The sequence below is a fragment of the Desulfacinum hydrothermale DSM 13146 genome (assembly GCF_900176285.1).
Classification (GTDB): domain Bacteria; phylum Desulfobacterota; class Syntrophobacteria; order Syntrophobacterales; family DSM-9756; genus Desulfacinum; species Desulfacinum hydrothermale.
Map to the genome: position 1 here is coordinate 101,203 of NZ_FWXF01000007.1, position 25,644 is coordinate 126,846.

The window sequence follows — 25,644 nt, forward strand, 5'->3', positions numbered from 1 at the left end:
TCTCCGCCCGTCCCATCCCGTGTGGGCGGCCCATTGGCGATGAAGGAAGCGCTCGTGGCAACAGCCTGCCGCCCCGCCCCTCATTTCGCACACAGGCACTCCCGGTACAGACTCCACGCGGCCCGGGCATGCTGGATCAAATCGAAGCGTCCCTCGCTGGCGTGCCACAAAATGGCCGCCGGCTGCACGATCCCCAAAAACATGAGAGCGGCGGCCTCCGGCTTCACGTCCCGCCGGATCTCCCCGTTTTCCTGGCCCTCGGCCACAAGAGCCGCCACGCGCATCACGTGTTCCTGGATCACTTCCGCCAAGCGGGCGCGGCGTCCCGGCGCATCCCCCACGATCTCCTCGCTGAAAAGGATCCGCGGGATGGCCTGGTGCGCCGTGATGAGCTCAACGTGCCGCGCCAGGAGCGCATCCAGGCGCGACAGGGCCGAAAAGTGCTCCCTGCAGACCTTTTCCACATGGTCCACCAACCGCTCCCGAACCAATTCCAGCACCGCATCCAGGATGGCGTCCTTGCTGGGATAGTGCCGGTAGAGCGCCGAAGGCACCACCCCCACCTCCGCCGCAAGCCGGCTCACGCTCAGCTTCTTGAGACCCTCCCGGTTGGCGAGGTGTAGGGCCGCTTGCGCGATGTCATCTTTTCTCGTTTTCGAATGCGTGTAATGTTTGAAACCTGTCCCATGACGTGAATTTCTTTTCACTTTAGCCGACTTCCCTGATCCTGTCCAAGGCAATTTGTTGCAGTTTCGTGGCTGGGCGCACCTTCCCTTGGGGATGCCCGGCGTCGTTTCATCTTGACTTACCCACGGGTCGCCGTTCCAATAGTGAAAAGGCTTTCACAACCCGAAGAGTTCCAGAAACGACCCGATTTTTGTCTTTAACACGGAGGATGCGCCATGGAAAAGGAACGATTGTCCTACCACCAGTCCGTACAAAAAATGGTGGAGCGGATCCGGGCCGATGGGATGACCAACGTTTGGGATCGCTTTGCGGCTCAAGGGTTGGGAAATGATCCCGACAAACGCTGTCCCTTCTGCATGGGCGGTGTGCGGTGCGATCTCTGCTCCAACGGCCCGTGCCGGGCGGACGCCCAAAAGGACAAACGGGGCGTGTGCGGCATCAAGGCAGACGGCATGGCCATGCGCATGATGCTTCTTCGAAACATCCTGGGGACCTCCACCTACCACTACCACACGGAACAGACCCTGCGCACGCTTCGGGCCACGGTCCAGGGCCAGAGCCCTTTTTCCATCCGCGAACCGGAAAAGCTCCTGAACTTCGCCCAGCGTCTGGGGCTGGACACCTCCGGGTCCCCGGAGGACGTGGCGGCTCGCCTTTGCGATTTCGCCCAATCCGACTTTCAACGCCTGGCCCATGAACCCAGCCTGATTGTGGAGCGCCTGGCTCCGGCCGACAGGAAAGAGTGCTGGCGGAAGCTGGACATCTTTCCCGGAGGCATCTACGGCGAGATGCTTCGAGCCACCAGTTCCTGCCTCACCAACGTGGACGGCTACTACGTGAGCCTGGCTCTCAAGGCCATGCGCATGGGCATCGCCATGGCTTACCAAAGCCAGATCATCAATGAATATTGCCAGGACATCCTGTTCGGCATTCCACGGCCCCATCGTATGCGTGTGGACCTGGGCGTTTTGGATCCCGCCTATGTGAACGTGGTGCCCAACGGCCACGAGCCCTTCCTGGGCTTTGCCATGGTGCAGCTGGCGCGGGATCCCCAATGGCAAGAGAAGGCCCGGGCCGCCGGTGCCAAGGGCCTTCGGGTGATCGCCTCCATCGAGACGGGTCAGGAGATGATCCAGCGCTGGGAAATGGATGACGTCTTCTATGGCTTCACCGGCAACTGGATCATGCAGGAGGCCGTGCTGGCCAGCGGCTGCGTGGATCTTTTCGCCTGCGACATGAACTGTTCCATGCCCGTGGACCCCCTCTATGCGGAAAAGTACCATTTCAAGCTCATCCCCGTGAGCGACCTGGTGGCCTTTGAAGGCGTTTCCGAGCGCCTGGACTACGTGCCGGAAGAGGCCAAGGACCAGGCGGCGCAGCTTCTGGAAATGGCCATTGCCAATTTCCCCCAACGGCGCCAAAAGGTGGAACCGGTGACCGGGCTCCGCACGGGCCAGGCCGTGGTGGGCTTTTCCACGGAAAGCATCCTGGACGCCCTGGGCGGCAGCCTGGATCCCCTGCTGGACGCCATGAAGAAAGGGGCGATCCGGGGCGTGGCAGGCTTTGTTTCGTGCACCACACTGAGGGACACCGGTCAGGACGTGCACAGTGTGCGCATGGCCAAGGAACTCATCAAGCGAGACATCCTGGTGCTTTCCATGGGATGCGGCAACGCGGCGCTTCAGGTGGCGGGGCTGTGCCTGCCGGAAGCCAAGGACCTGGCAGGACCGGGGCTTAAGGCGGTCTGCGAAGCCCTGGGCGTACCCCCGGTTTTGAGCTACGGCACCTGTACCGATACGGGACGGTGCGCCGATCTGGTGGCGGCCGTTTCCACCGCCCTGGGCGGTGTGGCCATCCCCGACCTGCCCGTGGTGGTGGCGGCTCCCGAATACATGGAGCAAAAAGCGACCATCGACGCCATATTCGCCTTGGCCTTCGGTCTCTACACGTACGTGAACCCCATCCCCAACGTGACGGGCGCTCCCAACCTGGTGAAGCTCCTGACAGAAGAGCTTTCGGACGTGACGGGCGGACTTCTCAATGTGAACCCCCATCCCGAAGAGGCCGCCGACGCCCTGCTGGATCACATCGAAAAAAACCGGAAAAAGCTCGGCATCTAACGGCGACCATCCCCCGGGCATTGGGCGCCCGGCCTAACGGCACCAGGGGCGGGTTCCGAACCCGCCCCCACTGCTGAAACACCAGGCCGGCAGCACCGGCCCACCTGAGAACCCCAGCCTTCCGTCCGCACAAGAAGGGAGTAACCGGGGCGTTCCCGCACAAGCTCCTCCGGCTCCATGGGGCTCCCACGCTCCTTACCGTTCCCACAAAAGGGATGCCCTCCCGGACCTGGCAGGTTATGCTTCAGAAAACACAGGCACAGGGGGCCGTGACCATGGAAACGGTGGAAAAAGATCGGGACGAAATCCAGCTGCATCCCCAGCACTTTTGCGCCTGTTACTCTGGGGTGAAACAACGCGATGCCCTGGTGCGTTCCTTCGTTGGCCAGGGGCTACGGAAAGGCGAACGCATCCTCTATCTGGTGGCGGACGAACGTGACATCCTGGAAAGCCCCTTGGATCAGGCCCGAACCGATGGTCTTCCCCTTCCCCGCCGTCACCAACTGGCCACCCACTGGGCGCCAAGCATCTACATCCAGGACGGCGCCTTCGATCCGGATCGGGTGCTCTCGCAGTTGATATCCTTTGTCCACTCGTCCCTGCAGCTGGGCTTTGAAGGGGTACGGATGGCCTCGGACGCCGCCTGGCTTGTGGAACATCCCGTGGGAAGTCACCTTGTGATCGACTACGAGAGCCGCCTCAGCCGGGTGATCCAGAACATGCCCTGCACCCTGCTCTGCCTCTACCCGAAACGATCGCTTCCCAGGGGGCTGCTGAGTTACGTCTTTTTGAGCCATCCCTACATTCTTTGCAAAGACGGCCCCATGTTCAATCCCGCCTATGGTGCCTACGAGATCCTGATCGAAAACCCTTCCGCAGACTCCGCCTACACCCGCCTCCTTAAAGGCCTCGTCCCGGTCCACCATTGGCCGGAAGATCGTCCATGAACGCAGTGTGTGCGTCTTCGCCCCATGCACAAGACGGCCTTCCACCTTGACACCCCATGCACATTGGAGCATAAGTTCACATTTAAGTGGCTCCGGAAGGGTGGCTGAGGTTGTCTGCTCTCGCCATCTACCCTCACAGTCCGGCCCAAGCGGGAACCCATTATTTATCGCAACTTACGCGCACCCCCACACGCGGGAGCCTGGGCATGGAAAAGACTGGGGCAATGTGAAAGTATTCTCGCCGACGGAGCGATCCTCCTCATGGAAGCCCCTATTGCCCTGGCCCTGCGGAGGGAATCAAGGAAAAGAGAAACCCCATGGGTTGTAACACCCTCCCCCGAATCATCAGCCGTCAAGGAAGAGGGAACAGCGAAGGCATGTATCGCCCCGTTGGAGATCCCCCAGCCTAAGCGCGGAGAACGGCTTATGTGCGTGGCATTTTCCCCCATTTGCGCCCCCCTGCCTGTGGTCGAAAAGACGGTGGCACGGCACGTCCCCCCCGCCCGGAACCTCCCTGGGAGGCTGTCCCGCAAGAAACCCTTGGCCTTTCTGATCAATGCAATGCAACTGTGCCATGTGATGCTTTTTGAGCTTTGGGGGGGCGGGTTCGGAACCCGGGACTTGGCGCACCATGGAGGCCCTTCCCGCTTTTCGGTGGGTGGTTTTTTTCACACAACGGGCCTTTTCGCGGTGGTCTTGTGGATGTTGGTCCTTCTTTTGGGGGCCCTTGGCCGCTTTCACCTTCGCCAATCCCGGAGAGGGGCCCAGGCCGCTCCAAGTCGTTCTGGATGACAACTACCCGCCCTACATCTTCCGGGACCCAGACGGACATCTTCAGGGCATTCTCGTGGACCAGTGGCACCTGTGGGAACAAGCGACCGGCCGTTCCGTGCAGCTTGTGGCCATGGACTGGGGCAAGGCCCTGGAGAGTTTCCGCCAAGGCCGAGGCGATGTGATCGACACGATCTTCCAGACCCCCAATCGCGCCAAGATCTACAGCTTCGGAAAACCGTACGCGGAAATTCCCGTGAGCATCTTCTACCACACCACCATTTCGGGCCTTCCCGATGCCCATTCCCTGGGGGGATTCGCCGTGGCGGTGAAGAAAGGCGACGCCTGTATCCAGGTGCTGCGCAACAACGGCGTCCGCACTTTTGTAAAATATCTCAGCTATGAAGCCATCATCCGCGCTGCGGCCGCCGGCAAGGTGAAGATCTTTTGCATAGACGATCCGCCGGCTTACTATTTTCTTTCCAAGTATGGCCTGACGGATCGATTCAAACGCGGCTTCAGCCTCTATTCTGGATGGTTTCACCGGGCGGTGCGCAAGGGGGATGAGGCCGTTTTGGAAGAGGTGGAGCGCGGATTTGCCTCGTTGGATCCCCAATCCCTGGAAGCCATCGACCGCAAGTGGATGGGAACGCCCTTGCAAGCCCCCATCCCGTGGCGCCGCTTCCTCTGGGCCGCAGGGCTGCTGGCGGTTCTGATGGGGCTCGGTGCGCTTTGGATTGTGCTTCTCAAGGTGCGGGTGCGTCAGAAAACGCGGCAAATCCGAAGCCTTTTGGACGAAAGCCGCAAAAGGGAAGAGGTCCTGCGCATCACCTTCCAGAGCATGGCCGAGGGGGTGATCCTCACCGATCCCAAGGGCCTGGTGGAGCGCATGAACCCCACGGCGGAAAGCCTCACGGGCTGGAAAGAGGAAGAAGCCCGGGGCCTTCCCGCGGCGGAGGTCTTTCAGGTCGTAGGTGAAAAGACCCGAACGCCTATCCCAGACCCGGTGGCCCTGGCTCTGGAAAAACGCGCACCGGTCCGGCTGGCCGACGACAGCCTGTTGATCCCACTGGAAGGAAGCAAACGGCCTGTGGCCGACAGCGCGTCCCCCATCGTGGATTCCCAGGGCCGCCTTTTGGGCTGCGTCCTCGTCTTTCGGGATCAGAGCGAAGAACGCCGCACCTTGAACCTGCTTTACGAAGCCTTGGGAAAATACGAGCTGGCATTTCAGGCGGCATCCATGAGTTCATGGGAGTGGCGCATCCCTGAACGGCGTGTGGTGCGCGATGCCCAGTGGGCCCAACGCCGTGGCCTGGACCCTTCCAGGCGCTGGGAGGATCCGGCGGCCTGGTCCGAGACACTCCATCCGGAAGATCGCCCGGAAGTGCTCAAGGGCCTTCGCAACCACTTGAAGGGCGAAACGTCTTACTTCGAAGCGACCTATCGCATTCGAAGCGCTGACGGTTCCTGCACCTGGGTGTTGGATCGGGGCAAGGTGATCGAGCGGGACGACGAGGGAAATCCGGTTCGCATGATCGGCATCGAGATGGACCTCACCGCCCAGAAGACCATGGAGGCCCGGCTTCGCCTGCTCACGCAGGCGGTGGAACAGAGCCCCTTATCCATTGTGATCACTGATCCTTCAGCGCACATCGAATACGTCAACGAACAGTTTTGCCGCCTGACGGGCTACGGCATCCGGGAAGTGATCGGTCAGAACCCCCGCTTCTTGCAATCGGGGAAGACACCGAAGGAGACCTACGAGGAGCTCTGGAAGACCATCACGCAAGGCAAGACGTGGAGCGGTGTCTTTTGCAACCGGAAAAAGGATGGGACATTGTTCTGGGAACAGGCCGTGATCTGCCCCATCCTGGACGATAAGGGTCGCATCAGCCACTACGTGGGGATGAAGGAAGACATCACGGCCAAAAAGCAACTGGAAGACCAGCTGATCCAGGTCCAGAAATTGGAATCGGTGGGGCGCCTGGCGGGCGGCGTGGCCCATGACTTCAACAACGCCCTGCAGGTGATCACCGGTTACGCGGAAGTGGCCCTGGGTTGCCTGAACCCCCACGACCGGGTGCACCGGATGATCACTGAAATCCACAAGGCCGCCCGGCGTTCTGCGGGCATCGTACGGCAACTGCTCGCCTTCGCCCGAAAAGATATCATCCGCCCCGTTCCTTTGAATCTGAACGACCACTTGGGCGAAACCCATCGGATGCTCCAGCGGCTGATCGGCGAGGAGATTGTCTTGGATCTGCAACCCGACAAGGACCTGTGGACCGTGTCCCTGGATCCGTCCCAAGTGGACCAAATCCTGGCCAACCTGGTCATCAACGCCCGGGACGCCATTGAACACACGGGCACTATCACCATCAGCACGCAAAACGTTGAGCTGGACGGGACCCTCAAGGTGGGGCCGGTCTTCGTTCCCGCGGGCCAATACGTGCGTCTCTCCGTGGAAGACACCGGTCACGGCATGGATGAGAAGACACTGGAGCGCATTTTTGAGCCCTTCTTTACCACCAAGGAGGTGGGCCAGGGAACGGGCCTGGGCCTTTCCACGGTGTATGGGATCGTGAAACAGCACGGGGGATGGATCGACGTGGCGAGCCATCCGGGTCGAGGCACCCGGTTCGACCTCTACTTTCCCCGAGTGCGAACGGATGCGGAGCCCAAGGCGGAGCCGGCACGCCCATCGGCCGAGGAAAAGGCGGAAGGGGCTGGGCAGACGGTGCTGATCGTGGAAGATGAGCCCTTGATCCTGGAACTGGCCCGCTCGATCCTGGAAGACGCCGGTTATCGGGTGCACGCCTTCACCAGCCCCCGGGCGGCCCTGGATTGGGTCCAAACGAACTCCGATCCGGTACATCTGCTCCTCACCGATGTGGTGATGCCGGACATGAGCGGCCGCGAGCTCTGGGAACGCCTGAAGAACCTGCGCCCCGCTGCGCTCTGCCTGTACATGTCCGGTTACACGGCGGAGATGCTTCAGCGCCGAGGGCTGGGATCCGATGACATCCAGCTCATTTCCAAGCCCTTTTCCAACGAATCGCTTCTGAAACGGATTCAAGACCTCCTGGGATCCTCAGAACCCCATCTTGCCGCAGCGGCTCGAAAGCCGTGATGCACCGTCCGTTGTGGACCACGGGCTCAGAACACTCCTTGCATTCCTTGATTGTGTTCCCCCGGCGATGAAGGGCTCCGACCATGGGAGACACCCAGGCAGCCGTTGCATTGGATCGAGAGCCATCTTTGGCGGCTTCCAATGGGTTCGTGATAAGGCGCCGGGAGCATGGAAACACAAGGCAGGTGGGGAAAGGTGGGATTGGAGGGCGACCCGGGGATCGAACCCGGGACCTTTGGTTCCGGAGACCAACGCTCTATCCACTGAGCTAGTCGCCCTTCCGCCATGAAAGTTGGATGCCATCTACCACAGCCCCGTGAACATGTCAATGAGGTAGGTTTCTTTCCGGCGCAGCCCGCCACAAACCGCCCGTCGCCCCGGAGCGCAGGGCATCCGCCACGGATCCAAAGAGACGCCGTACCCCAACAAGTCCCATACAGGGAGATTGGGGACGATGCGTATCGTGGGCAAGGCCGATCCCACCTTAATGTCCACCCTCTCCTGCATCCCCGCAAGAGGGCGGGACGCATGGAGGCTGATGTGAGGAGAATCGCCCCTTCCGGCGTGCCCCACCGCCCTGCCCACCCGGGATTACGGTCACGGGAGCTGCTTTTTCTCATGGAATCCGGACGACCTGCCGATAAGGTTCATGACGGCACAAGCGAAAGCGGCAGGGACAAAGGTTACAAGAGAGCACGTCACATCATGGGTTGTATTCTGGAGCAGACATCTGCACTTCGGGCGGAAGCGAAAGGACGCCGCTTTTTCTTTATTTCCTTCACCGGCCGCGTCGTCTCCGACGAGGGCCGGGAGATCCCGTTCACCAGCGTGTATGAACCCTTTTCCGGCTGGGTGCTGGAAAAAGAGAGCACCGACACGGCCGCCTTTTACGCCTTGGTGCCCGAAGGCTATTTCCAGGCCTTCTGCCTGGACGTGCTCAAGGAGTCCCACATGGGATTTCGAGTCCGATGGCACCTGGAAAATGAGAACGGCAAGCTCCGGATCACCAAGCTCCGTGCCGTCACCTCCCAAAATACCCTGTGAGGGTCGCCTTCTCCAGCACGTGCCCCCGCACCGCCCGCAGGAATCCCTCCAAGCCCGCCTGGTCGCCGATGGCAAGCCGGTCCCTGTCCAGGGCGTAAAGCGTCACCACATAGGGATGGTCGCCCGTTCCCCGCGGCGGCTGGGGTCCTCCGTAGCCCCGAAAGCCGAAGGAATTGAGCAGCTCCCGACACCCCCTGGGCATGGAACGCCCGGACGCTCCCTCCTTCAGCCCGCCCACCTCCGGTGGGATATCCACCACGAGCCAATGGAGCCAGTTGTTGGCCACCGGATGGGGGTCCACAACGCTCAGGGCCAAGGAACGGGCCCTATCCGGCACTCCGGTCCAAGTCAATGCCAAGGAGAGGTTGTTCCCACCGGCGGCCGGCATCACATACCGAAGGGGGATGCGCCCGCCGTCGGCAAAGGCCGGCGAGCGCAGTTCCAAGTCTCCCGCCGCCACCGGCAATGCCCAGGACATCATCCATGCCAACACCATCATTGCCATCATCTTGACCTTCACGGCGCACCTCCTTGCCCACGCCGCCCGCCGGATCGCACGGGATTTGCGTAGCAGTAAAGACACCCGTGCCAGCAGGGCTGGCGCCTGTAGGACCCCACGTCCCGGGATTCATCGCAGCCGCAGCCCGCCTTCGACCGCTGGCCTTTGTCCCGTCGATGGGACAATCCCAACGGACCGTAAATCTCTTCCAACCGGGCATGGGAGACGCAGGCCCCGGATCGAACATCATCAGGAAGGCCCAAGGCTTCCACGAGGTCCTCTTCGCAACAAACCTGCAGCTCCATTCCCAGGAAATTGAGGACGTCGAGCATCCGGCGAAGCACCTGAAGGCGCTTATCCCGGCTCACCTCCAGGAAACGCCAGCGGGCCACCCCGGCCGCCCGTCTTCGAACCTTGGGATAGATATCCAGAAAGCTCGTGGTGCACGTGCGCACCCCGGCCCGGGCCATGCCTTCGGCGATGCGGACAAAGTCGCCCAGATTGTTCCCGGTCTCCCCCCGCTCGTCCCGAAACCACAAGATGGGGTCGAACCGCCAGTTGACGGCTTGGGGCGGCACCAGCTCCGTCAGTCTCCGCACCTGTGCCAGCCGATCCTCCAGATCCGGCAGATGGGGCTCCAAGACCCGGTGCGGGGAATTGACGGTAAAATGAAAAAAGAGGCGGTAGCCCCGCCTCTGGAGTTCCAGGCCATAGCCGCCCTCCAGGAAGGCATGATAATTCTTGGACCAAAAGACCACGGCGGCCACTTCATCCGGGGTGGCCGCCACACGGCTTACCCGGCCGTTATAGGGATTTTCCACCTCGAAGGCACCGGCACGGATTCCCGCCATGAACTGGTCCATATAAAAGGCGGGAATGTCCGTGCGCCGGGATGCGGAAAGGACGATCATGGTCTCAGAAGGCCTCGCCATGTCCCAAAGGGTTCGAATCGGCACATCCGGCTGGATCTATCGGCACTGGCAGGGTCCATTCTACCCCGAAGGACTTTCCCAGAGAAGGTGGCTGGAACACTACGCCCGCCATTTTGACACGGTGGAACTGAACGCCACCTTCTACCGGCTCCCTGCCGAAAAGACCTTCCTGGGCTGGAAGCACAAGACCCCCGACGGATTCCTGTGGTCCGTGAAGGCCCCACGAACCATCACCCACTACAGGAAGCTTCAAGACGTGGAAGAGCAACTGGCTGAATTTCTCAACCGATGCGCCCTGCTGGAATCCAAGCTGGGCCCCATCCTTTTCCAGCTCCCCCCCAGCCTCCGTTACGATGAAGAACGTTTCGGCCATTTCGCCGATCTCCTTGAAAGCGTCCGCCACCCGGTGGTGGAGGTGCGCCACCGATCCTGGCTCAACGACCGCTTCTTCGATCAACTCGACTCGCACCGGATCGCCTTGTGCCTGTCCGATACCGCCGGGCGCTACCCCTATGCGGAGATCCTCACGGCCCCTTTCATCTACATCCGCCTCCACGGATCCCAAAAACTCTACGCATCCAGCTATTCGGAAGAAGAGCTTCAGCGCTGGGCGGAAAAGATCCTCTCCTGGCAACGACCGACCTACGTCTACTTCGATAACGATTTTCAGGCCCATGCGGTGGCCAATGCCAAACGGCTCCAAGAAATCCTTGGCGCCGCGGCAGGAAACGGCCCCTTTGATTAAAACGTCCCGCCCCGAGGGCCCGATCCCTTCTTGTTCGTGCCCACCTCAGAGGTCGGGATGGAAGAAGATGTGATTTTCTCGGTAGGCCGCTTCCAGCCTTTCCAGGTGGACTGGAACGGAGCCGTCGCCGCTGCGCAGCAATTCATGGAGCAGGCATCTCGCCAGGCAGATGAGCGGACCCGGATGGCCGAAGATGGGGATGTGGCGCGTGGGCGCCACCAGCTGTTCGTCACTGAAGGCCTCGAGGGGAGATCGGGAGCTGTCCGTGAGCAACACGACCCGATGGCCCAGTCGGCGCGCCGCCTTGGCGACCCGAACCAGTTCGTTGGGATATCGGGACATGGCCACAAGAACCACCACATTCCCTTCACCGTCCGAAAGGCTCAATCGATCGATGGTGGTGGTGTCACTGCCCTTGAGAAGCTCCACCCCGGGGCGGATCTTTGTCAAAGACCAGGCCAGATAGTAGGCCACCGTGTAAGAAAGCCGGGATCCCACCACGAAGATGGCGCGAGCCATACGCAAGATCTGAACCACGGCCCGAAAGGCTTCCATATCCAGGCTTTGCATGAGGCCCTTGAGCATTTCGATCTCTTCCAGGATGATCTGGACCGTCCGCCGGCCGCCCGGGCCGTGGCCCTCCATGAGCTGGAGGCGGTCCACCAGGGTGAGTCCGGCATCCATGTGGTCGCGAAGGGCCTGGATCAGGGCGCCGTAACCCGAAAAGCCCAGCCGCTCGGCAAAGCGCACCACCGTGGACTCGCTTATTCCACACGCCGCCCCCAGTTCCCGGGTGGTCATGAAGACCACCTTCCGCGGATTGGCCCGAATGTAGTCGGCCAAGATCTTACCCTTCGGCGTGAGCCGATCTCTGGCATCCGCCAGGACCTCCATGATGGAGCGCTTTTTATTTCGATCCATGCCGTTTCCCCTTCCGAACGCCCACGCTTTGCAACATCTGTTGCATTATCTCCAGGCCTTGTCAAGAAAGATCCCGTCGGGACCAGGGGCATCGCGGGCCGGTACCCCTTCTTCCCACCGCCAACACCACCCCGAACTTCCCAAAAACATCCCCTGTCGGCAGCGCCCCAACCCTGAGAACACCTCCCGGCCCTGGACACCGAGCCGGGCCGAGGGATCTTTTTGTTTGACATGTTTTGTTGCATCTGTTAGGGTCTGGTGTCATCGGTCGTATCGTCATCCACTGCGTCCGCACCGGGGGGACCGCCCATGTTCCAACCGTTTGGAAGGCTCTGGAAGCAAGCGCCGCTTCGATCCGCCTACGATGTGGTCATTGTGGGCGGCGGGCTGCACGGCCTGGCCACCGCCTACTACCTGGCCCGAAACCACGGCATCAACCGCGTGGCGGTACTGGAAAAAAACCATATCGGCTACGGCAGTGCCGGACGCAACACGGCCATCGTCCGCGCCAACCAGCGCACGCAGGAAAACATCCCCCTCTACGACGAGGGGCTCAAGATGTGGCCCCAGTTGATGGACGAGTTGGACTTCAACCTCATGTTCTTCAACTGCGGCAACCTGAATTTGGCCCACAGCGAGGCGGCCCTGGGGGCGCTGCGTCTCCAGGTGGCCTCCGCCCAGTACCTGGGGGTTCGAAGCGAAATCGTGGACCGCCAGCAGTGCAAAGAGCTCATCCCTCAACTCAACCTGTCCGAAGACATCACGTACCCGATCTTCGGCGGCATGTACCACCCACCCGGAGGGACGGTCCGTCACGACGCCCTGGTGTGGGCATTGGCCAAGGGGGCGTCGGCCCGGGGCGTTCACATTCATCAGCAGACGGAAGTGACGGGCATCACCGTGCGCCGGAATCGGGTCAGTGCGGTGGAAACGTCGCGGGGGACCATCGCCACCCACCGGGTCCTCAACGCCGCGGGTCCCTGGAGCGTTTTGGTGTCCGACATGGTGGGCGTGCGCCTGCCCATCCACGTGCTGCCCATTCAGGCCATGGTGACCGAACCGCTCAAACCGTTCCTTCATCACGTGATCTCTTCCGGCACCTATCACTGCTATGCCCACCAGAGCCTCAAGGGCGAGGTGGTCACCGGCGCGCACATGGATCCCTGGATCAGCTACGGCACGCACGTCACGGCCCACTACATCCGGCATCAGGCGGAAGCCCTTACGGAGCTCTTGCCGTGCCTGCGGGGGGTAAAGTTCATGCGGCAGTGGGGCGGCCTGGCCGACATGACCCCGGACATGGCGCCCATTATCGACGGAAACGATCCCATCGAGGGCTACTACATGGACTGCGGCTGGGGGTACTTCGGGTTCAAATCGGCCCCCATTACCGGGAAATACATGGCCCAGTACATGGCCACCGGCCGCCGCCCCCAGATTCTTCGACCGTTTCGGCTCCAACGCTACGAAGAAAACCGGCTGCTGGGCGAGATCGCCTCGCCGCCACAGTACGGCCCGTGGAATTGAATCGCCGCATCCGACCGTCCCCCGGGCCAGGCTCCAACCCTTGGGAGAAGGCCATGTCTTTTACCATCACCTGTCCCATCTGCGGAAAGCGTGATCTGTATGAATTCCGTTTCGGCGGTGAAGAACACGGCCCCCGCCCCGATTACCAAGCTCTGACGCCCCAGGCCTGGTGCGACTACGTGCATCGACGCACCCACCGGGCCGGCCCCCAGCAGGAATGGTGGTTTCATCGGGACGGCTGCGGCCGGTGGTTCACCGTGTGGCGGGATCCTGGGACAAACCGTGAAACGTCCTGTTCGGAGAAGCGCCGATGAATCGAATCGCCCCCAGCCCCGCCCAGCGCATCCACCGGCGGCACCGGGTCTCCTTCACCTACGGAAACCGACTCCTGGAAGGATACCGGGGGGATACGGTGGCCACGGCTCTGTTTGCCAACGGAGTCCGTATCTTTTCTCGGAGCCTCAAATATCACCGCCCCCGGGGTCTTTACAGCCTGGATGGGGAATCGTCCAACTGCCTCATGGAAATCGACGGGCTGCCCAACATGCGCGCGGAGCAGGTGCCCCTGCGCTCCGGCATGCAGGTGCGGGCCCAAAACGTTTGGGGCAGTCCGAAACGGGATCTTCTGGGCTTTCTGGATGCCTTCCACTGGGCCATGCCCGCCGGATTCTACTACCGTCTCTTCCACAAGCCCTACCGCCTGTGGCCTCTTTTCCAGAACCTGATCCGACGGGCCGCTGGCGCGGGCACCGTGAATCCGGACTGGGTGCCCGGCCGCACCGATGAGCTGCATCTCAATGCGGATGTGTGCGTGGTGGGGGGAGGTCCCGCCGGCATGCACGCCGCCAAGGCCGCTGCCCAGAGCGGGCTCCGAGTGGTTGTGCTGGAGGCGCGTCCCTGGCTGGGCGGCTTCTACGACTGGCGAACGGCTCGATACGATCAGGCCCCACTCTTTGAGCGCAGTCGAAGTCTCGCCCGCGAACTGGAAGGCCTTGCCAATGTGCGCATCCACACCTCCTGCACCGCCACGGGGCTGTACGGCCACAACCTGGTGACGGCCGTCCAGGACGGGGGACCCGAGGACTTTTTTTACCAACGCTACCTGGAGATCCGGGCTAGAGCCGTGGTGGTGGCCACCGGCTGCACGGAAAGGCCGCTGGTCTTCGAGCACAACGAACGGCCCGGGGTCATGCAGCCCGGCTGCGCCCACCGGCTGGCGCACACCTACGCTCTGCTCCCGGGCACTTCGGCCGTCTTCAGTGTGGGACACGATCTGGGCCTGGAAGCCGCCGCCGATTTGCACGATCTGGGCCTGCAGATCGTCTGCGTGGCGGACTGCCGCCCGGACGGACACGACCCTCAACGAGTGGCGGCATTGGAAGAGCGAAACATTCCGCTTCTCAAGGGCTGGGTGGCCGCCCGGGCCCTGGGGCGGAAAGGGGTGGAGGCCGCAGTGCTTACCACCACGGATGGAAACGCCACCCGAACGGTCACCTGCGACCTGCTGGCGGCTTCCGCCGGGCTTTCGCCCCTGACCGGTCTGCTTTCCCTGGCGCGGCTTCCCTTGGCCTACCACGAACGTACGGGGTTTTTTCTTCCCACGTCCATGCCGGAAGGCTTGTATGCAGCCGGGCGCCTCCTGGGCTACGACGATCCCCCCGCCATCGAGCTGTCCGGGACCGCCGCCGGACGGAGCGCCGCCGCCCAGTGCGGTGCCCTGGATGTTGGCACGGCCCAAGAAGCCCACCGGCAGTTGAAAGACAGGCATCGGGTGATGCGCGGCTCCAAGCTGGTCATGGCTCCCGGGGCGAACGCCAAGAGTTTCGTTTGCTTCGACGAGGATGTCACGGTCAAGCATCTGCGCCAAGCCGTTTCCATGGGCTTGGACGTGCCGGAGCTCGCCAAACGCTTTACGGCCGCTGGAACGGGACCGAGCCAGAGCGGCATTCCCGGCCACAACTTGCCGCTCATCATGGCGCACCTGCGTGGCGAATCCGCGGGAACACTGCGGCCCACCACAGTTCGCCCTCCCTTGAAGCCCACGCTTCTGGCCACCTACGCAGGCCATCCTATGGATATCCACAAGAAAACACCTCTTCACGAGGTTCAGGAACGGTCGGGCGCCGTCTTTCACCGCGTGGGCGTCTGGAAGCGCGCGCGGTACTTTCGTGACGACCCGACCGGCCGTGACGAGATCCTGAACGTTCGCCGAAACGTGGGCATCTTCGATGGATCCACTCTTGGCAAGTTTCGCATCTTCGGACCCGATGCGGAAAAGGCGCTGCAGCGGGTCTATGTGAGCGACATGAGCCGGGTGCCCGCCGGGAAGCTCAAGTATTCGGCCATGTGCACCGAAGACGGCTGCCTGCTGGATGACGGCGTGGTGACCCGGGTGGGCGAAAACGAATACTACTTTACCACGTCCACCTCACGCGCCGGCGCCACCGTGGAATGGTTCCGGTATCATAGCCGTCATGAAGATTGGCGATACCACCTGGTCAACCTCACCGATGCGCTGGCCTCCATCAATCTGGCCGGACCCAAGGCGCGAGAGGTTCTGGCCCGCTTGACGGATGCGGACGTATCCAACGAGGCGTTTCCCTTCATGGGCTATCGCACATTTCGGCTGCAAGGACGGGTCCCCGCCCGGGTGCTTCGCCTGGGCTTTGTGGGAGAACTCTCCTACGAAATCCACGTTCCGTCTTCCATGGCGGCCACGGTCTGGCAATGGCTCCTGGAAGCGGGCCGTCCTTTCGGCATCCGCCCCTTCGGTCTGGAAGCCCAAAACGTCCTCCGCCTGGAGAAGGGACACGTGATCATCGGTCAGGAAAGCGAGATCCGAACCACGCTCATCGACCTGGGCCTGGGCTTCTTATGGGACAGGACAAAAACCTGGGCCAAGACGGTGGGAGCGCCCGCCCTCCAGTTTGCGGAAAACCAAAAGGGACGCCTGAAGCTGGTGGGATTTCAGGTGGACGGCACCCGGCCCCCCTTGGATGGCTCCATCGTGGTGGACGGATCCATCCGAGGCCACGTGTGCACGTGTCGCCACAGCCCCACGCTGGAAAAGCCCATCGGCTTGGCGCTGGTGCACGAGGACCTGGCTGCCGCGGGTTCCCGGCTGCACCTTTTCGAACCCGGGGATCCGCCGGAGTACTTCGATGCCGTGGTGGTGCCCGTCCCCTTCTACGATCCCCACGGCAAACGCATGAAGAGCTAGGAGCATTCATCATGCAGGAAGCCTACCGCCACCCTCCGCTCACCCTGCCCGGAACACCCGTTCAGGAAGAGGTGCGCGACGGCTGGAAGGTCACGATCCGTTTCCGAGAGGAGGGCAACGGGCCCTGGCTCGTGGATCTGAGCCACGTTGCCAAGCTGGACATCCAAGATCCCGGGCTGGATCGCACCCCCGGCTTGGAGGGCCTCATACCGGAAAAACCCGGGGCCAGCGCCCTCCACGAAGGCTGGATCATCAGCCGGCTCAACGAGGTCCAGGCAAGCCTGTGGCAACTTCGCCCCCAGGCGCCCCCGCTGCATCCGCGGGGGGAGTGGGTGACGGACGTGACCGACGGCCTGGCATTGCTTGCCCTTGCAGGTCCCCAGACACTGGATGTGATGGAACGGGTCACATCCCTGGACTTGGGTCGTTCCGGTCAGCCCTGTCCCTCCGTCTTTCAGGGGCCGGTCTGTCGCGTACCGACCCAGGTGGTCCTGCTTCGAAACGACGGCTCGTGGGCGGTGGTGTTCCTGGCCTTTGCGCGCGGCTATGGCCAGTGCGTGGCCGAGGCCTTGCTTCACGCCGGGCGGCCTTTGGGGCTTGGTCCCGCGGGCGAGGAACGTTTGGTATCCATTCTGGATGAGCCATAGGAGTAAGCTATGAAGAGCAAAGGCCGCCGAGGCGGCATCTATCGCCCCTTGAGTCAGGATCAGATCGAAACGATTCACCATGCCGCCTTGACCCTGTTGGAGAAGGTTGGATTCACCTACGAATCCGGGCTGGAGGATCTCCTGGAGATGCTGGAACAAGCAGGGGCCGCGGTGGACCGGGACAGGGCGCGCGTCACCTTCCCCCGCTCCCTCGTGGAAACCCAGATCGCCAAGGCCCCAGGCCGAGTGATTCTTTACGGCCGAAGCGAAGACAGCCATCTGGACCTGCAGGATCACCAGGTCCATTTGGGCACCGGAGGCGCCGCCATCAAGATCGTGGATCCCGAGACCGGCACGGCACGGCCCTCCACGCTCCAGGACATCTACCAGCTTGCCCGCCTGGTGGATCGGTTGGACAACATCCACTTCTATCTGCGCCCCTGCATTCCCACGGACATTCCTGAGGCCGCCTACGATGTGAACGTCTTTTACGCGTGCTTCAAGGGAACACGCAAGCACGTGATGGCCGGCGTGAACACGGAAGAAACACTCCACGACGTGCTGGAGATGGCGGCGATTCTGGCCGGGGGCCTGGATGCGCTCAAGGCCCGGCCGTTTCTGTCCATCATCACTTCCTTCGCCATCAGCCCCTTGAAATTCTGCACCCAATCGACCCGGATCATGCGCGAGGCCAACCGCCATCATATCCCCGTGGCCCTTTCCTGTGCGCCCATGGCCGGATCCACGTCCCCCATCACCATGGCGGGCACCCTGGCCCAGATCCACGCAGAACAATTGGCCGGCATCACCGTCTGCCAGTTGACCCAACCCGGGGCTCCGGTCCTCTACGGAGGAATCCCGGGCATGGCCAACCTGAGGACCATGGGTTATTTGGGGGGCGCGGTGGAGTGTGGTATGATGAACGCCGCCATCCATCAGATGGCCGCCCATGTGGGCGTGCCCAACTATAACTCGGCGGGGCTTTCAGATTCCAAGATCCCCGACGCCCAAGCCGGCTGGGAAAAGGCGCTCACCATCGTGCTGGCCGCCATGGGCGGCTCCAACTACGTGCATCATGCGGCGGGTATGCTGGAATCCATGCTGGCCGTGGCCTATGAGCAATTTGTGATCGACGATGAAATCATCGGCATGGCCTGTAGGGTCCTGGACGGCATTCCGCTGGATGCTGAGCGGCTGGCGTTGGAGGTCATTGAATCCGTGGGCCCTGGAGGCAACTTCATGACCAGCCCCCATACCCTGGCCCACCTGCACGATGAATACTACGAAGGCAACGGCATTAGCGACCGCAAGAGCCGTTCCAAATGGGAAAAGGAAGGGGCGTCGGGCACATGGGGCCGCGCCCGGCGCATGGTTGAGCGCTTGCTTTCCGAAGACGAGTCCCCTTATATTCCCGGATCGCTCGATGGGCAAATACGGAAACGCTTTGATATCCTTCTTTAGAAGACTGGAGAGGAAACCATGAGTGAGTGGGCACCACTGCAGCAGGCTCTCATTTCCGGCAACGAGGAAGAACTGTGCCGGCTGGTTCGTCAAGCGCTCGATCAAGGCACTTCGGCCAAGGACATTCTGAACCAGGCCCTGACGCCCGCCATGGACGTGGTGGGAGAGCGCATGGAAAACGAGGACATGTTCATCCCGGAAGTGCTCATGGCGGCCAAGGCCATGAGCGCCGCCGTGGAGATCCTCAAGCCGTTTTTGACCGCCGACGAGCTGAACGCCGCCGGCAAGGTGGTCATCGGCACGGTCAAAGGCGATCTACACGACATCGGAAAGAACCTGGTGGCCATGATGATGGAAAGCGCCGGGTTTGAAGTGAAGGACCTGGGCGTGGATGTGGCGCCGGAGGCGTTTGTGGCGGCAGCACGCGACAACGGCGCCCAGCTGGTGTGCCTGTCGGCTCTTCTCACCACCACCATGCCCATGATGCAGGAGACCATCGCCGCCCTGGAGGCTGAGGGGCTGCGCCACAAGGTGAAGGTCATGGTGGGAGGCGCACCGGTGACCCAGGATTTCGCCGCCTCCATCCATGCCGACGGATACGCCCCGGACGCCGGTTCCGCCGCCAAGCTGGCCAAGACCTTGGTCCAATAGCGATTGGAAAGCGGGCTGAAAGCCTTTCTGATTCCCCGCCGAAGAGGGGAAAGATCAGGCCTGGGCCCGCTCGGATCCTCTCTTCAAGTTTTCATTGTTGCCTCTTCGCCGTTCCCAATGGATGGCCGGGTCCAGCGGGTCGGCATGGAAGATGTGATGGTCCAGCCTGCGGCGGCGCACACCGCTCGTCATCCATGAGCCGGAGGGCCAAGGAGACCCTCCTCTCACCGTCAGCCCAGTTGCCAGACAGTCCGGGAAAGTCCGACGATGAAGATCAAACTTTTGCATTCGTGGGAGCCGGTCTCACAATGGCCTCTCGCCCTTTTGTGGCTTTCTGACCCGTTGCAATTCCACCGGCCCCGAGGTGCTTTTTGAATTCTCAGAAAGGCTCCCAGCCGCTTCCACACAACACAGCGAAGGGACTTTTTTAACCCTGTTTCCAGGAGGGCAGTGCAGCCCATGTGCGGCATCGTGGGATATGTGGGAGGCGCCGGCAACAGCCTCACCCGGGTGCTCACGGCCATGTCGGCCCTGGTCTATCGGGCCCCGGACAGCACGGGCGTGGCCACCTTCGGGGATCCCTGGGAACCCGTTCGAACCGTCAAGGCGGTGGGAGCCGTGGACCGTCTGACCGAGGCGCTCCTGGATCGGTCGTTGTACGGCGGCCATAGCGAAGCCCTGGCGGCCATCTGGTTTGAGGCGAAGCGCGAAAGGGACCTGCGGCCCCTTCAACGCCGTGTGCTGGCCTTGGAGGGATTTGCCCCCGAAGATTTCGAGCCCTACCTGAGGGGCGAACGGAGCGCACCGAATTTCGACGCGCTGGTGGATTTGGATCCTTCCAAGGCGCAGACCCTCCAGCCCGGGACCCCGGGCCGACCCACGCCGCCGGCCTCCCATACCATACGATCCAGAAAAGGCCTGTCCCAACTGGTCGAAAGCCTGGCCCGTGACCACGACCTGTCCACAGCCGTCGCCCAGGCCCTGTTGCGGGCGGCCTTCCTGGAGCGGTTCCAAACCCTGGACTATTCCGGCCGAAGCGACTTTTCCAAAGAGCAAATGGGATCCGCCTTCGACCTGGTCTTCGAAAGGATCCTCCACCATCAAAGGCCTTTGAAGCGCTCCCGCCTCGACTACCTGGCCTCCGCAAGCGCCGCCTCCCTTCACAAGATTTTGTGGAAGACGTTGGTCGGCGTCCGAGTCACGATCCCGCCCGATTTCGATCGGGACGGTGTTCGTTGTCTTTTCCGGCTGCTGGACGCGGCCATGGTGAGCGAACACCTATGGGAGGAGGAAACCCCTGGGGATCGCATCCAGCAAGGATTTGGAAAGCTTTGCAAGAACGCCGCCTTGGCCGAAAGCTCATGGCGTGCCGTCTATTGCGCCGAACGCGGTGCCAACGTCTACGGATGGGCGGCGGCGGCTGTGCTGGAATACCTCAGCAGGCGCCTTATGGAGGTGGCGTCGTTTGATCCATCGTCAGTGTTCGCCACGGGCCCCCAGGGAGCCGGCGCCACCCACCCGTCCCTGCTGCGTTTCTATGCCCCCCCCATCCTGGCCCATGGTCGCTATGCGCTCCAGTCCGCCGTTACGGAAAAGAATTCCCATCCCTTCTTCGATCGGGACAGGCAGCGAACCATTGTCCTCAACGGCCAGTTCAGCCCCACGGTGGAAAACGAGGTCAAGGAATATCTCCGACTCGCTGGGTATGGATTCCGATCGGAAAATTCCGCCGAGTACATGGCCCTGCTCTGGGGCCATTACTTCAGCTCCTTCCGGGAGGACAAGCGCCGGTTCGAGGCCGTGGCTGCCCAGACCCAAGCCGGAGTGGATCACATCTCGGCGGCTTCCCAGACCATCGATTTCAAGGTGTGGCACGCGCTGAAAGACAAGAGCGATACGGACATGGATGAGACGGCCTTTGTGGAAGCCGCCCGGCAAATGGCCCGGGACGGGGGACAGATCGCCGTGGCGGGCATCAGCACCCGTTCGCCCGGCAGGATGTATGTGGCCAGTCACAATCGACCCGTCTTTATCGTTCATCGGCCGGAAAACGACGATTTCATGGTGGTCTCCGACGTGAACGCGGCCCTTGGCCTCTTCCCCCAGAGACTGATCCACGAAAAGAACGAACAAATGGAGGCCGCCCGGACAGCCCATGTTCAAGAAAAGAAGGAAGCGGAACGCCGGGGCGCTTCTCCGCAGGAAATCAAGGCGCTGGAAGACCTCTACGCCGGGATCCGCCAAGAGATCCTCTCTTCCTTTTCCGTCAAGGTATACGCCTTGGAAGGGCCGGAAAATCTGGCCGTCATCGACACCCGCTGCATGGGATCCCAGGTCCAGCGCCATGTGACCTTCAAGACCTTTGACGGGGAGATTCTGGAGGATCTCGAACCGCTGGAGACGACAATCCACCCATGGCGTGAGCGAAAAGACATCGACCGATCCTTCTTTGAATCTCACCTGCACGAGATTCCGCAACGCCTGGAAACCATCTTCCGGTTCTACGCGCCGGATGGAAGCCCCTCCCTCACCCACATTCCTGTGCGGCTGCGACGATTGAACAAGCGCTTCGGCCCGCAGGTCCAGAACCTGGAACGTCTCGTCCTGATTGGCATGGGCACCAGCCGGCATGTGGGCTTGATGGCGAAGGGCATCCTGGAAGAGATCTGCCCCTGGCTGGATGTTCTTGTGTTGAGTCCCCTGGAAATCGCCGATCCCTCCTGTGCCTTTGACCCGGGAAAGGATCTTGCCATCTTCTTGAGCTGGTCCGGCACGACGGCGGACGTGATCGAATGCGCCAAGGCGTGCTTGAATCACCGGATACCCATCCTGGCACTCACGGAAAAGCCCTTTTCCGATCTCGCCCTGTTGACGGCCAAGAGCATGGGCACCCTGCCTGTGATGAGCGGCGAGGAGGTGACCGTCTCGGCCATCAAGAGTCCTTTGTGCATGCTGCACGGTTTGACCCTGTTCGGCCTTTGGCTCGCATCCGCACGCGGTTCCACCAAAGATCTCCGTCCGTATCTGGACGTCATGGAAAGATTACCCAATGCCGTTGACAGCGTCCTGAACGCCCCGGAAACCCTGGCCTTCGCCCAGGACATGGCTCGATTCTACCGGGGAAGCCATGCGGCCTTCGTGGTGGATCGCCTGTCCAGCACCACCCCGGCGTATGAGATCGCATTCAAGTTGGAGGAAACCGCATGGACCACGGTGGCTCGCGTGGTGGACCATAACGAGCTTCCTTTGCGGGCCATGGGCGGCAAGCCTTGGGAGCATCTGGTCTGGGTCCCGGCTACCCGTCGGTCCTGCCGGGAATCCGCCCGAACCGTCATGAAAGAGCTCTTCCTGGCCGACATCACCTTCATGACCACCACTTGCCCGGGACCGGACGACGATGAATTGAAAGAGCTCAGTGGAGGCCGCATCCATTTCCTGCCGGAGCTGCCGGAACCCTTCCAGGTTTACGTGGATCTGCCCTTCGCCTATCTCTTCGCCTACCACTACGGCCGAGCACAGGGCAGAAGAGAAGACGACTTTCCACGCAACCTGGCAAAATCGGTGACCACTGCTCGAACCCGGAAAGCCGCACACCACTCCGTGCGCGAACATTGGCACCGAATCAAGGAGGCGGCCGTGGGGGAAGCGGATCTCGACCACGCGGCCCGCCGCCTTGCCTCCCCTTCCCTGCTGGAACAATCGTCCGTCTTTGAGAACGAGCGCCGCCGGCTGGAGACCTTGCGCCTGGCCGCGGCGTCCCTACTACAAGACCCCGCCCATGGACTTGTGGAACGGGAGGCATTGCCCCTGGACGCGATCCGTTCCCTTCTGGAAGAAGATCCGGATGTCTCCGGACGTGTGTTTTTTGTGCCTTCGGATCCGCACGCCGCTTCGGCCGTCGTGGCTGCAGTGGACGTGTGGCGACGCTTGTTGGGGCGTGACTTTCGCCCGGTCGCCCCCGACGAACTGGACGCGGTGCGCCTGGGACGGGAAGACCTTCTCATTGCGGTGTCCAGCGCCCCGCCGCCGCCATCTCTGGTCCAACAGGTGCAAGCCGCCGGAACCGCGGACACCTTGTGGGTCACCGCAGAACCCCACGAATCCATCGACGCCTGTTCCCACAAGATCCTTCCCGCGCGGGCCATCCAGCGGGGCTGTTGGAGCGTCTGTTACCTCCTCCTACTCCACCTCCTCCACAGGGTGGTGGAGGCCACCCAACCGAAAAAGGCCCAAGCCCTGCGGCAAGCCTTCCAGACAGGGGCCGCCGCCCTGGACAACCTTCTGAATGAGCCCACCCTTCGCCAAGACGCGAAAGCCGCCATGGAGGCCAACCTCTCCTACACCACCGCCTACCTCATCGGCTCAACGGCAACGCCGGTTTCCGCCTGGCTTGAAAGCTTCGACCGCACCCGTTCCATGACGCTCGCCTTCCATCCGTACGGTGAAAGCGCCCACGGGCCCCTGGTCACCGTGGATCCTCGAAGCTGGGTAAAATACGTGCGTCTGGAACCCAGAGACCGCATGGTGGAACGCTACGGGGAATCCCAAGTGTGCGCCTGGGAAGAACAATTCCTGGATGGGCGCCATGTGGATGCGTTCTTGGAACACCCCGAGAGCAACTCCTTGCCGGGGCCGGTTCGGCCGTTCTACGACGAATACTGGTATCTGCCCGTGTTGAGGTCCGACTACGACGCCAACCAGGACAATCTCATTGTGATCGATGCCACCGACGCGCATCACTTGCCCACCGCTCTGGATGAACTGAATGCGTACGGATGTCGCACCGCCCGCATCCTCCTCATCACCCAGAACGCCTTTCTCCAGCAAAAGGTGGCCAAGGCCCTGCTCGCACAGCCCATCGGTCACCTGCTGGGCCTCCCGTCATTGAGTCGTCAGGATCGGACGCGCGCCGTTCCCGACGCCTTCGCCCCCCTGTGTACCGCCGCCCTGGCCGCGGTCCTCGCTGCTGAGAGAAGCTGCCTGGAGGGAAGCTCCCTGGACAGGGACCCCTGGTCTGAGACGCTTCGCCGTTCCCTCGGCCCGTTTGCGCCGTTGGCGGCCCACAAGCAACGGGACCTGCGATTGCTGACCCATCATCTCCTGACCTCGCTCAGAAATCTGGCGCCCGTCATCCAGCGGGTGCACGGTTGGGCGACCTACCCGGTGCGGGCGGCAAAAACGCGGGAGGAATTGCTCCAACTATCAAGAGCCGGCGGATTGCGCAACCCCACGGAAGTGCTGGACCATTTTCGCCTCCAGACAAAGCGAGACGCTCCCTTCTTCCTGGTCGGCGAAACGCCGCAGGAAGGCTTGCAAGGCGCCATCTGTGCCTCCGACGCCCAACGCCCAGCCCCCGAAGGCCCGTGGGTGGAAGCCCATGGCGACACATGGCGCGTGCTCGCCCGCCGCATCGTGGGCATGGGGCCCGGACCGGACGAGCTCGGACTTCTCCTCATTCCCCTGCTGGACGATTGGACCCACACCGGCCGCCTTGTCACTCTGAGGGTCTCTTACCGGGAATGGAACCAAGAAGAAGACCTTTCGGCCGCCCTGGAACGGACCTGCACCGCCCTGGGAAAGGAGGCCGTCACCACCGATTTTCACAGTCCCCGCTATATGAAGATCGTCAGCCACTTCAACAGCCTGATGGCATCCGAAGGCATCGCCTGGAGCGATTTCTTTTTGCTTTCCGTACCCAGGCGTCGGCTCTTCATGGAAGGGAGTCAAGCAACGGCGGAGCTCATTGCCGAGCAGGTCCGGGCGGCGGCTTCGCTCCTGCCCGAATCCGGCGATCGACCGTCCACTTTCCGGGACCTGCTGGACGCCTTTTTTCGAAAAACAGACCGCCGGGACCTGACCCTCTCAGATGAACCGAGTTGGTGGGCATCCTTTTGCAACTCGCTGAAAACGGGCTGAATCTCAAGGCGCTTGCCAACGCAATGGCCTTTCGCCTTTTGGGGGATTTCTGGCCGTTTGCAATGTCACCGACTCCGCGGTGCTTTTTGAGCTCTCAGAAAGCCCTGGCGGGGCGGGTTCGGAACCCGCCCTTACTACGCCGCGGCCAGGTCTCCAGCACAAGGCCGCTTGATGGTCCCAACCTTCCGTCCGCATAAGAAAGGAGCCACCTGGGCGTTCTCAGAGAGACTCCCGGGCGCCGCCGCTTTGGGCACCCATCATGGACCCTTCCCCCACGGGGTCCACGGTATCCGCCACCAGCCATGGATCACGGATCACCCCAAAAGGTCGTCAGGAGATCTGCCGAGGTTTTGCAAAATTTCCTACAGAGATGGTGGAATTTCTCCGATGGTTTTATTACAAGAATATGGATCAGCGGCTGGTTTT

Annotated in this window: 16 protein-coding genes and 1 tRNA gene; 12 read left to right on the plus strand and 5 right to left on the minus strand. The window is 62.0% G+C overall.

What is annotated here, in order from left to right; translation table 11 throughout:
• Positions 1–80: 80 nt before the first annotated feature.
• Positions 81–707 carry a TetR/AcrR family transcriptional regulator gene (locus B9A12_RS08025; RefSeq protein WP_139796548.1) on the minus strand — a complete coding sequence of 209 codons (627 nt, stop codon included), beginning with the start codon at positions 705–707 and terminating at the stop codon, positions 81–83.
• Positions 708–902: 195 nt separating this feature from the next.
• Between B9A12_RS08025 and cooS the strand changes: the two genes are divergently transcribed.
• The 3 genes from cooS (at position 903) to B9A12_RS08040 (ending at position 7,655) form a co-directional block, all read left to right on the plus strand.
• Positions 903–2,807, plus strand: a complete 1,905-nt coding sequence (gene cooS, locus B9A12_RS08030; protein WP_084057374.1) for an anaerobic carbon-monoxide dehydrogenase catalytic subunit — start codon at positions 903–905, stop codon at positions 2,805–2,807.
• 275 nt (positions 2,808–3,082) lie between these two features.
• Positions 3,083–3,754 carry an MEDS domain-containing protein gene (locus tag B9A12_RS08035; protein WP_170920446.1) on the plus strand — a complete coding sequence of 224 codons (672 nt, stop codon included), beginning with the start codon at positions 3,083–3,085 and terminating at the stop codon, positions 3,752–3,754.
• 727 nt (positions 3,755–4,481) lie between these two features.
• On the plus strand, positions 4,482–7,655 hold the full coding sequence (locus B9A12_RS08040) for a PAS domain S-box protein (RefSeq protein ID WP_170920447.1): 3,174 nt from the start codon (positions 4,482–4,484) through the stop codon (positions 7,653–7,655).
• A 202-nt stretch (positions 7,656–7,857) separates the two neighbouring features.
• Here B9A12_RS08040 and B9A12_RS08045 read toward each other — a convergent pair.
• A tRNA-Arg gene (locus B9A12_RS08045) sits at positions 7,858–7,933 on the minus strand.
• A gap of 427 nt (positions 7,934–8,360) precedes the next feature.
• Here B9A12_RS08045 and B9A12_RS08055 point away from each other — a divergent pair.
• Positions 8,361–8,699, plus strand: a complete 339-nt coding sequence (locus B9A12_RS08055; RefSeq protein ID WP_139796549.1) for a hypothetical protein — start codon at positions 8,361–8,363, stop codon at positions 8,697–8,699.
• On the opposite strand, the gene B9A12_RS08060 is transcribed toward B9A12_RS08055, so the two are convergent.
• Together B9A12_RS08060 and B9A12_RS08065 are read right to left on the minus strand one after the other, a co-directional pair.
• Positions 8,677–9,219: a YbhB/YbcL family Raf kinase inhibitor-like protein gene (locus B9A12_RS08060; protein WP_245802386.1), complete on the minus strand. Its 543-nt coding sequence runs from the start codon at positions 9,217–9,219 to the stop codon at positions 8,677–8,679. The genes B9A12_RS08055 and B9A12_RS08060 overlap by 23 nt on opposite strands.
• Positions 9,216–10,109 (minus strand): DUF1848 family protein, encoded by an 894-nt coding sequence (locus B9A12_RS08065; RefSeq protein ID WP_212636874.1) that lies wholly within the window; start codon positions 10,107–10,109, stop codon positions 9,216–9,218. Before B9A12_RS08065 ends, B9A12_RS08060 begins: the two co-directional genes overlap by 4 nt.
• Positions 10,110–10,128: 19 nt before the next feature.
• Between B9A12_RS08065 and B9A12_RS08070 the strand changes: the two genes are divergently transcribed.
• Positions 10,129–10,875 carry a DUF72 domain-containing protein gene (locus B9A12_RS08070; protein WP_084057380.1) on the plus strand — a complete coding sequence of 249 codons (747 nt, stop codon included), beginning with the start codon at positions 10,129–10,131 and terminating at the stop codon, positions 10,873–10,875.
• 45 nt (positions 10,876–10,920) lie between these two features.
• Here B9A12_RS08070 and B9A12_RS08075 read toward each other — a convergent pair whose 3' ends face one another.
• Positions 10,921–11,796, minus strand: a complete 876-nt coding sequence (locus B9A12_RS08075) for a MurR/RpiR family transcriptional regulator (protein WP_084057381.1) — start codon at positions 11,794–11,796, stop codon at positions 10,921–10,923.
• A gap of 309 nt (positions 11,797–12,105) precedes the next feature.
• Between B9A12_RS08075 and B9A12_RS08080 the strand changes: the two genes are divergently transcribed.
• From B9A12_RS08080 to B9A12_RS08110, 7 genes are all read left to right on the plus strand, one after another.
• Positions 12,106–13,323 (plus strand): FAD-dependent oxidoreductase, encoded by a 1,218-nt coding sequence (locus B9A12_RS08080; RefSeq protein ID WP_084057382.1) that lies wholly within the window; start codon positions 12,106–12,108, stop codon positions 13,321–13,323.
• A gap of 53 nt (positions 13,324–13,376) precedes the next feature.
• Complete coding sequence (locus B9A12_RS08085; RefSeq protein ID WP_084057383.1) at positions 13,377–13,637, plus strand: sarcosine oxidase subunit delta; 261 nt, start codon at positions 13,377–13,379, stop codon at positions 13,635–13,637.
• Positions 13,634–16,543, plus strand: coding sequence for a 2Fe-2S iron-sulfur cluster-binding protein (locus B9A12_RS08090; protein WP_084057384.1), 2,910 nt, complete (start codon positions 13,634–13,636; stop codon positions 16,541–16,543). Before B9A12_RS08085 ends, B9A12_RS08090 begins: the two co-directional genes overlap by 4 nt.
• 11 nt (positions 16,544–16,554) lie before the next feature.
• Positions 16,555–17,190: a hypothetical protein gene (locus B9A12_RS08095; RefSeq protein WP_084057385.1), complete on the plus strand. Its 636-nt coding sequence runs from the start codon at positions 16,555–16,557 to the stop codon at positions 17,188–17,190.
• A gap of 9 nt (positions 17,191–17,199) precedes the next feature.
• The gene (locus tag B9A12_RS08100) at positions 17,200–18,651 is read left to right on the plus strand and encodes a trimethylamine methyltransferase family protein (protein WP_084057386.1); all 1,452 of its coding nucleotides are present in this window, start codon (positions 17,200–17,202) and stop codon (positions 18,649–18,651) included.
• A gap of 18 nt (positions 18,652–18,669) precedes the next feature.
• Positions 18,670–19,302, plus strand: coding sequence for a corrinoid protein (locus B9A12_RS08105; RefSeq protein ID WP_084057387.1), 633 nt, complete (start codon positions 18,670–18,672; stop codon positions 19,300–19,302).
• Positions 19,303–19,761: 459 nt separating this feature from the next.
• Positions 19,762–25,218 (plus strand): SIS domain-containing protein, encoded by a 5,457-nt coding sequence (locus tag B9A12_RS08110; RefSeq protein ID WP_084057388.1) that lies wholly within the window; start codon positions 19,762–19,764, stop codon positions 25,216–25,218.
• The last annotated feature ends 426 nt before the right edge of the window (positions 25,219–25,644 follow it).

Coding starts and splice junctions, on each gene's coding strand:
- B9A12_RS08065 (WP_212636874.1), bottom strand. CDS start 10,109: ATGATCGTCCTTTCCGCATCCCGGCGCACGGACATTCCCGCCTTTTAT.
- B9A12_RS08085 (WP_084057383.1), top strand. CDS start 13,377: ATGTCTTTTACCATCACCTGTCCCATCTGCGGAAAGCGTGATCTGTAT.
- B9A12_RS08090 (WP_084057384.1), top strand. CDS start 13,634: ATGAATCGAATCGCCCCCAGCCCCGCCCAGCGCATCCACCGGCGGCAC.
- cooS (WP_084057374.1), top strand. CDS start 903: ATGGAAAAGGAACGATTGTCCTACCACCAGTCCGTACAAAAAATGGTG.
- B9A12_RS08110 (WP_084057388.1), top strand. CDS start 19,762: ATGTGCGGCATCGTGGGATATGTGGGAGGCGCCGGCAACAGCCTCACC.
- B9A12_RS08070 (WP_084057380.1), top strand. CDS start 10,129: ATGTCCCAAAGGGTTCGAATCGGCACATCCGGCTGGATCTATCGGCAC.
- B9A12_RS08105 (WP_084057387.1), top strand. CDS start 18,670: ATGAGTGAGTGGGCACCACTGCAGCAGGCTCTCATTTCCGGCAACGAG.
- B9A12_RS08075 (WP_084057381.1), bottom strand. CDS start 11,796: ATGGATCGAAATAAAAAGCGCTCCATCATGGAGGTCCTGGCGGATGCC.
- B9A12_RS08095 (WP_084057385.1), top strand. CDS start 16,555: ATGCAGGAAGCCTACCGCCACCCTCCGCTCACCCTGCCCGGAACACCC.
- B9A12_RS08100 (WP_084057386.1), top strand. CDS start 17,200: ATGAAGAGCAAAGGCCGCCGAGGCGGCATCTATCGCCCCTTGAGTCAG.
- B9A12_RS08035 (WP_170920446.1), top strand. CDS start 3,083: ATGGAAACGGTGGAAAAAGATCGGGACGAAATCCAGCTGCATCCCCAG.
- B9A12_RS08080 (WP_084057382.1), top strand. CDS start 12,106: ATGTTCCAACCGTTTGGAAGGCTCTGGAAGCAAGCGCCGCTTCGATCC.
- B9A12_RS08055 (WP_139796549.1), top strand. CDS start 8,361: ATGGGTTGTATTCTGGAGCAGACATCTGCACTTCGGGCGGAAGCGAAA.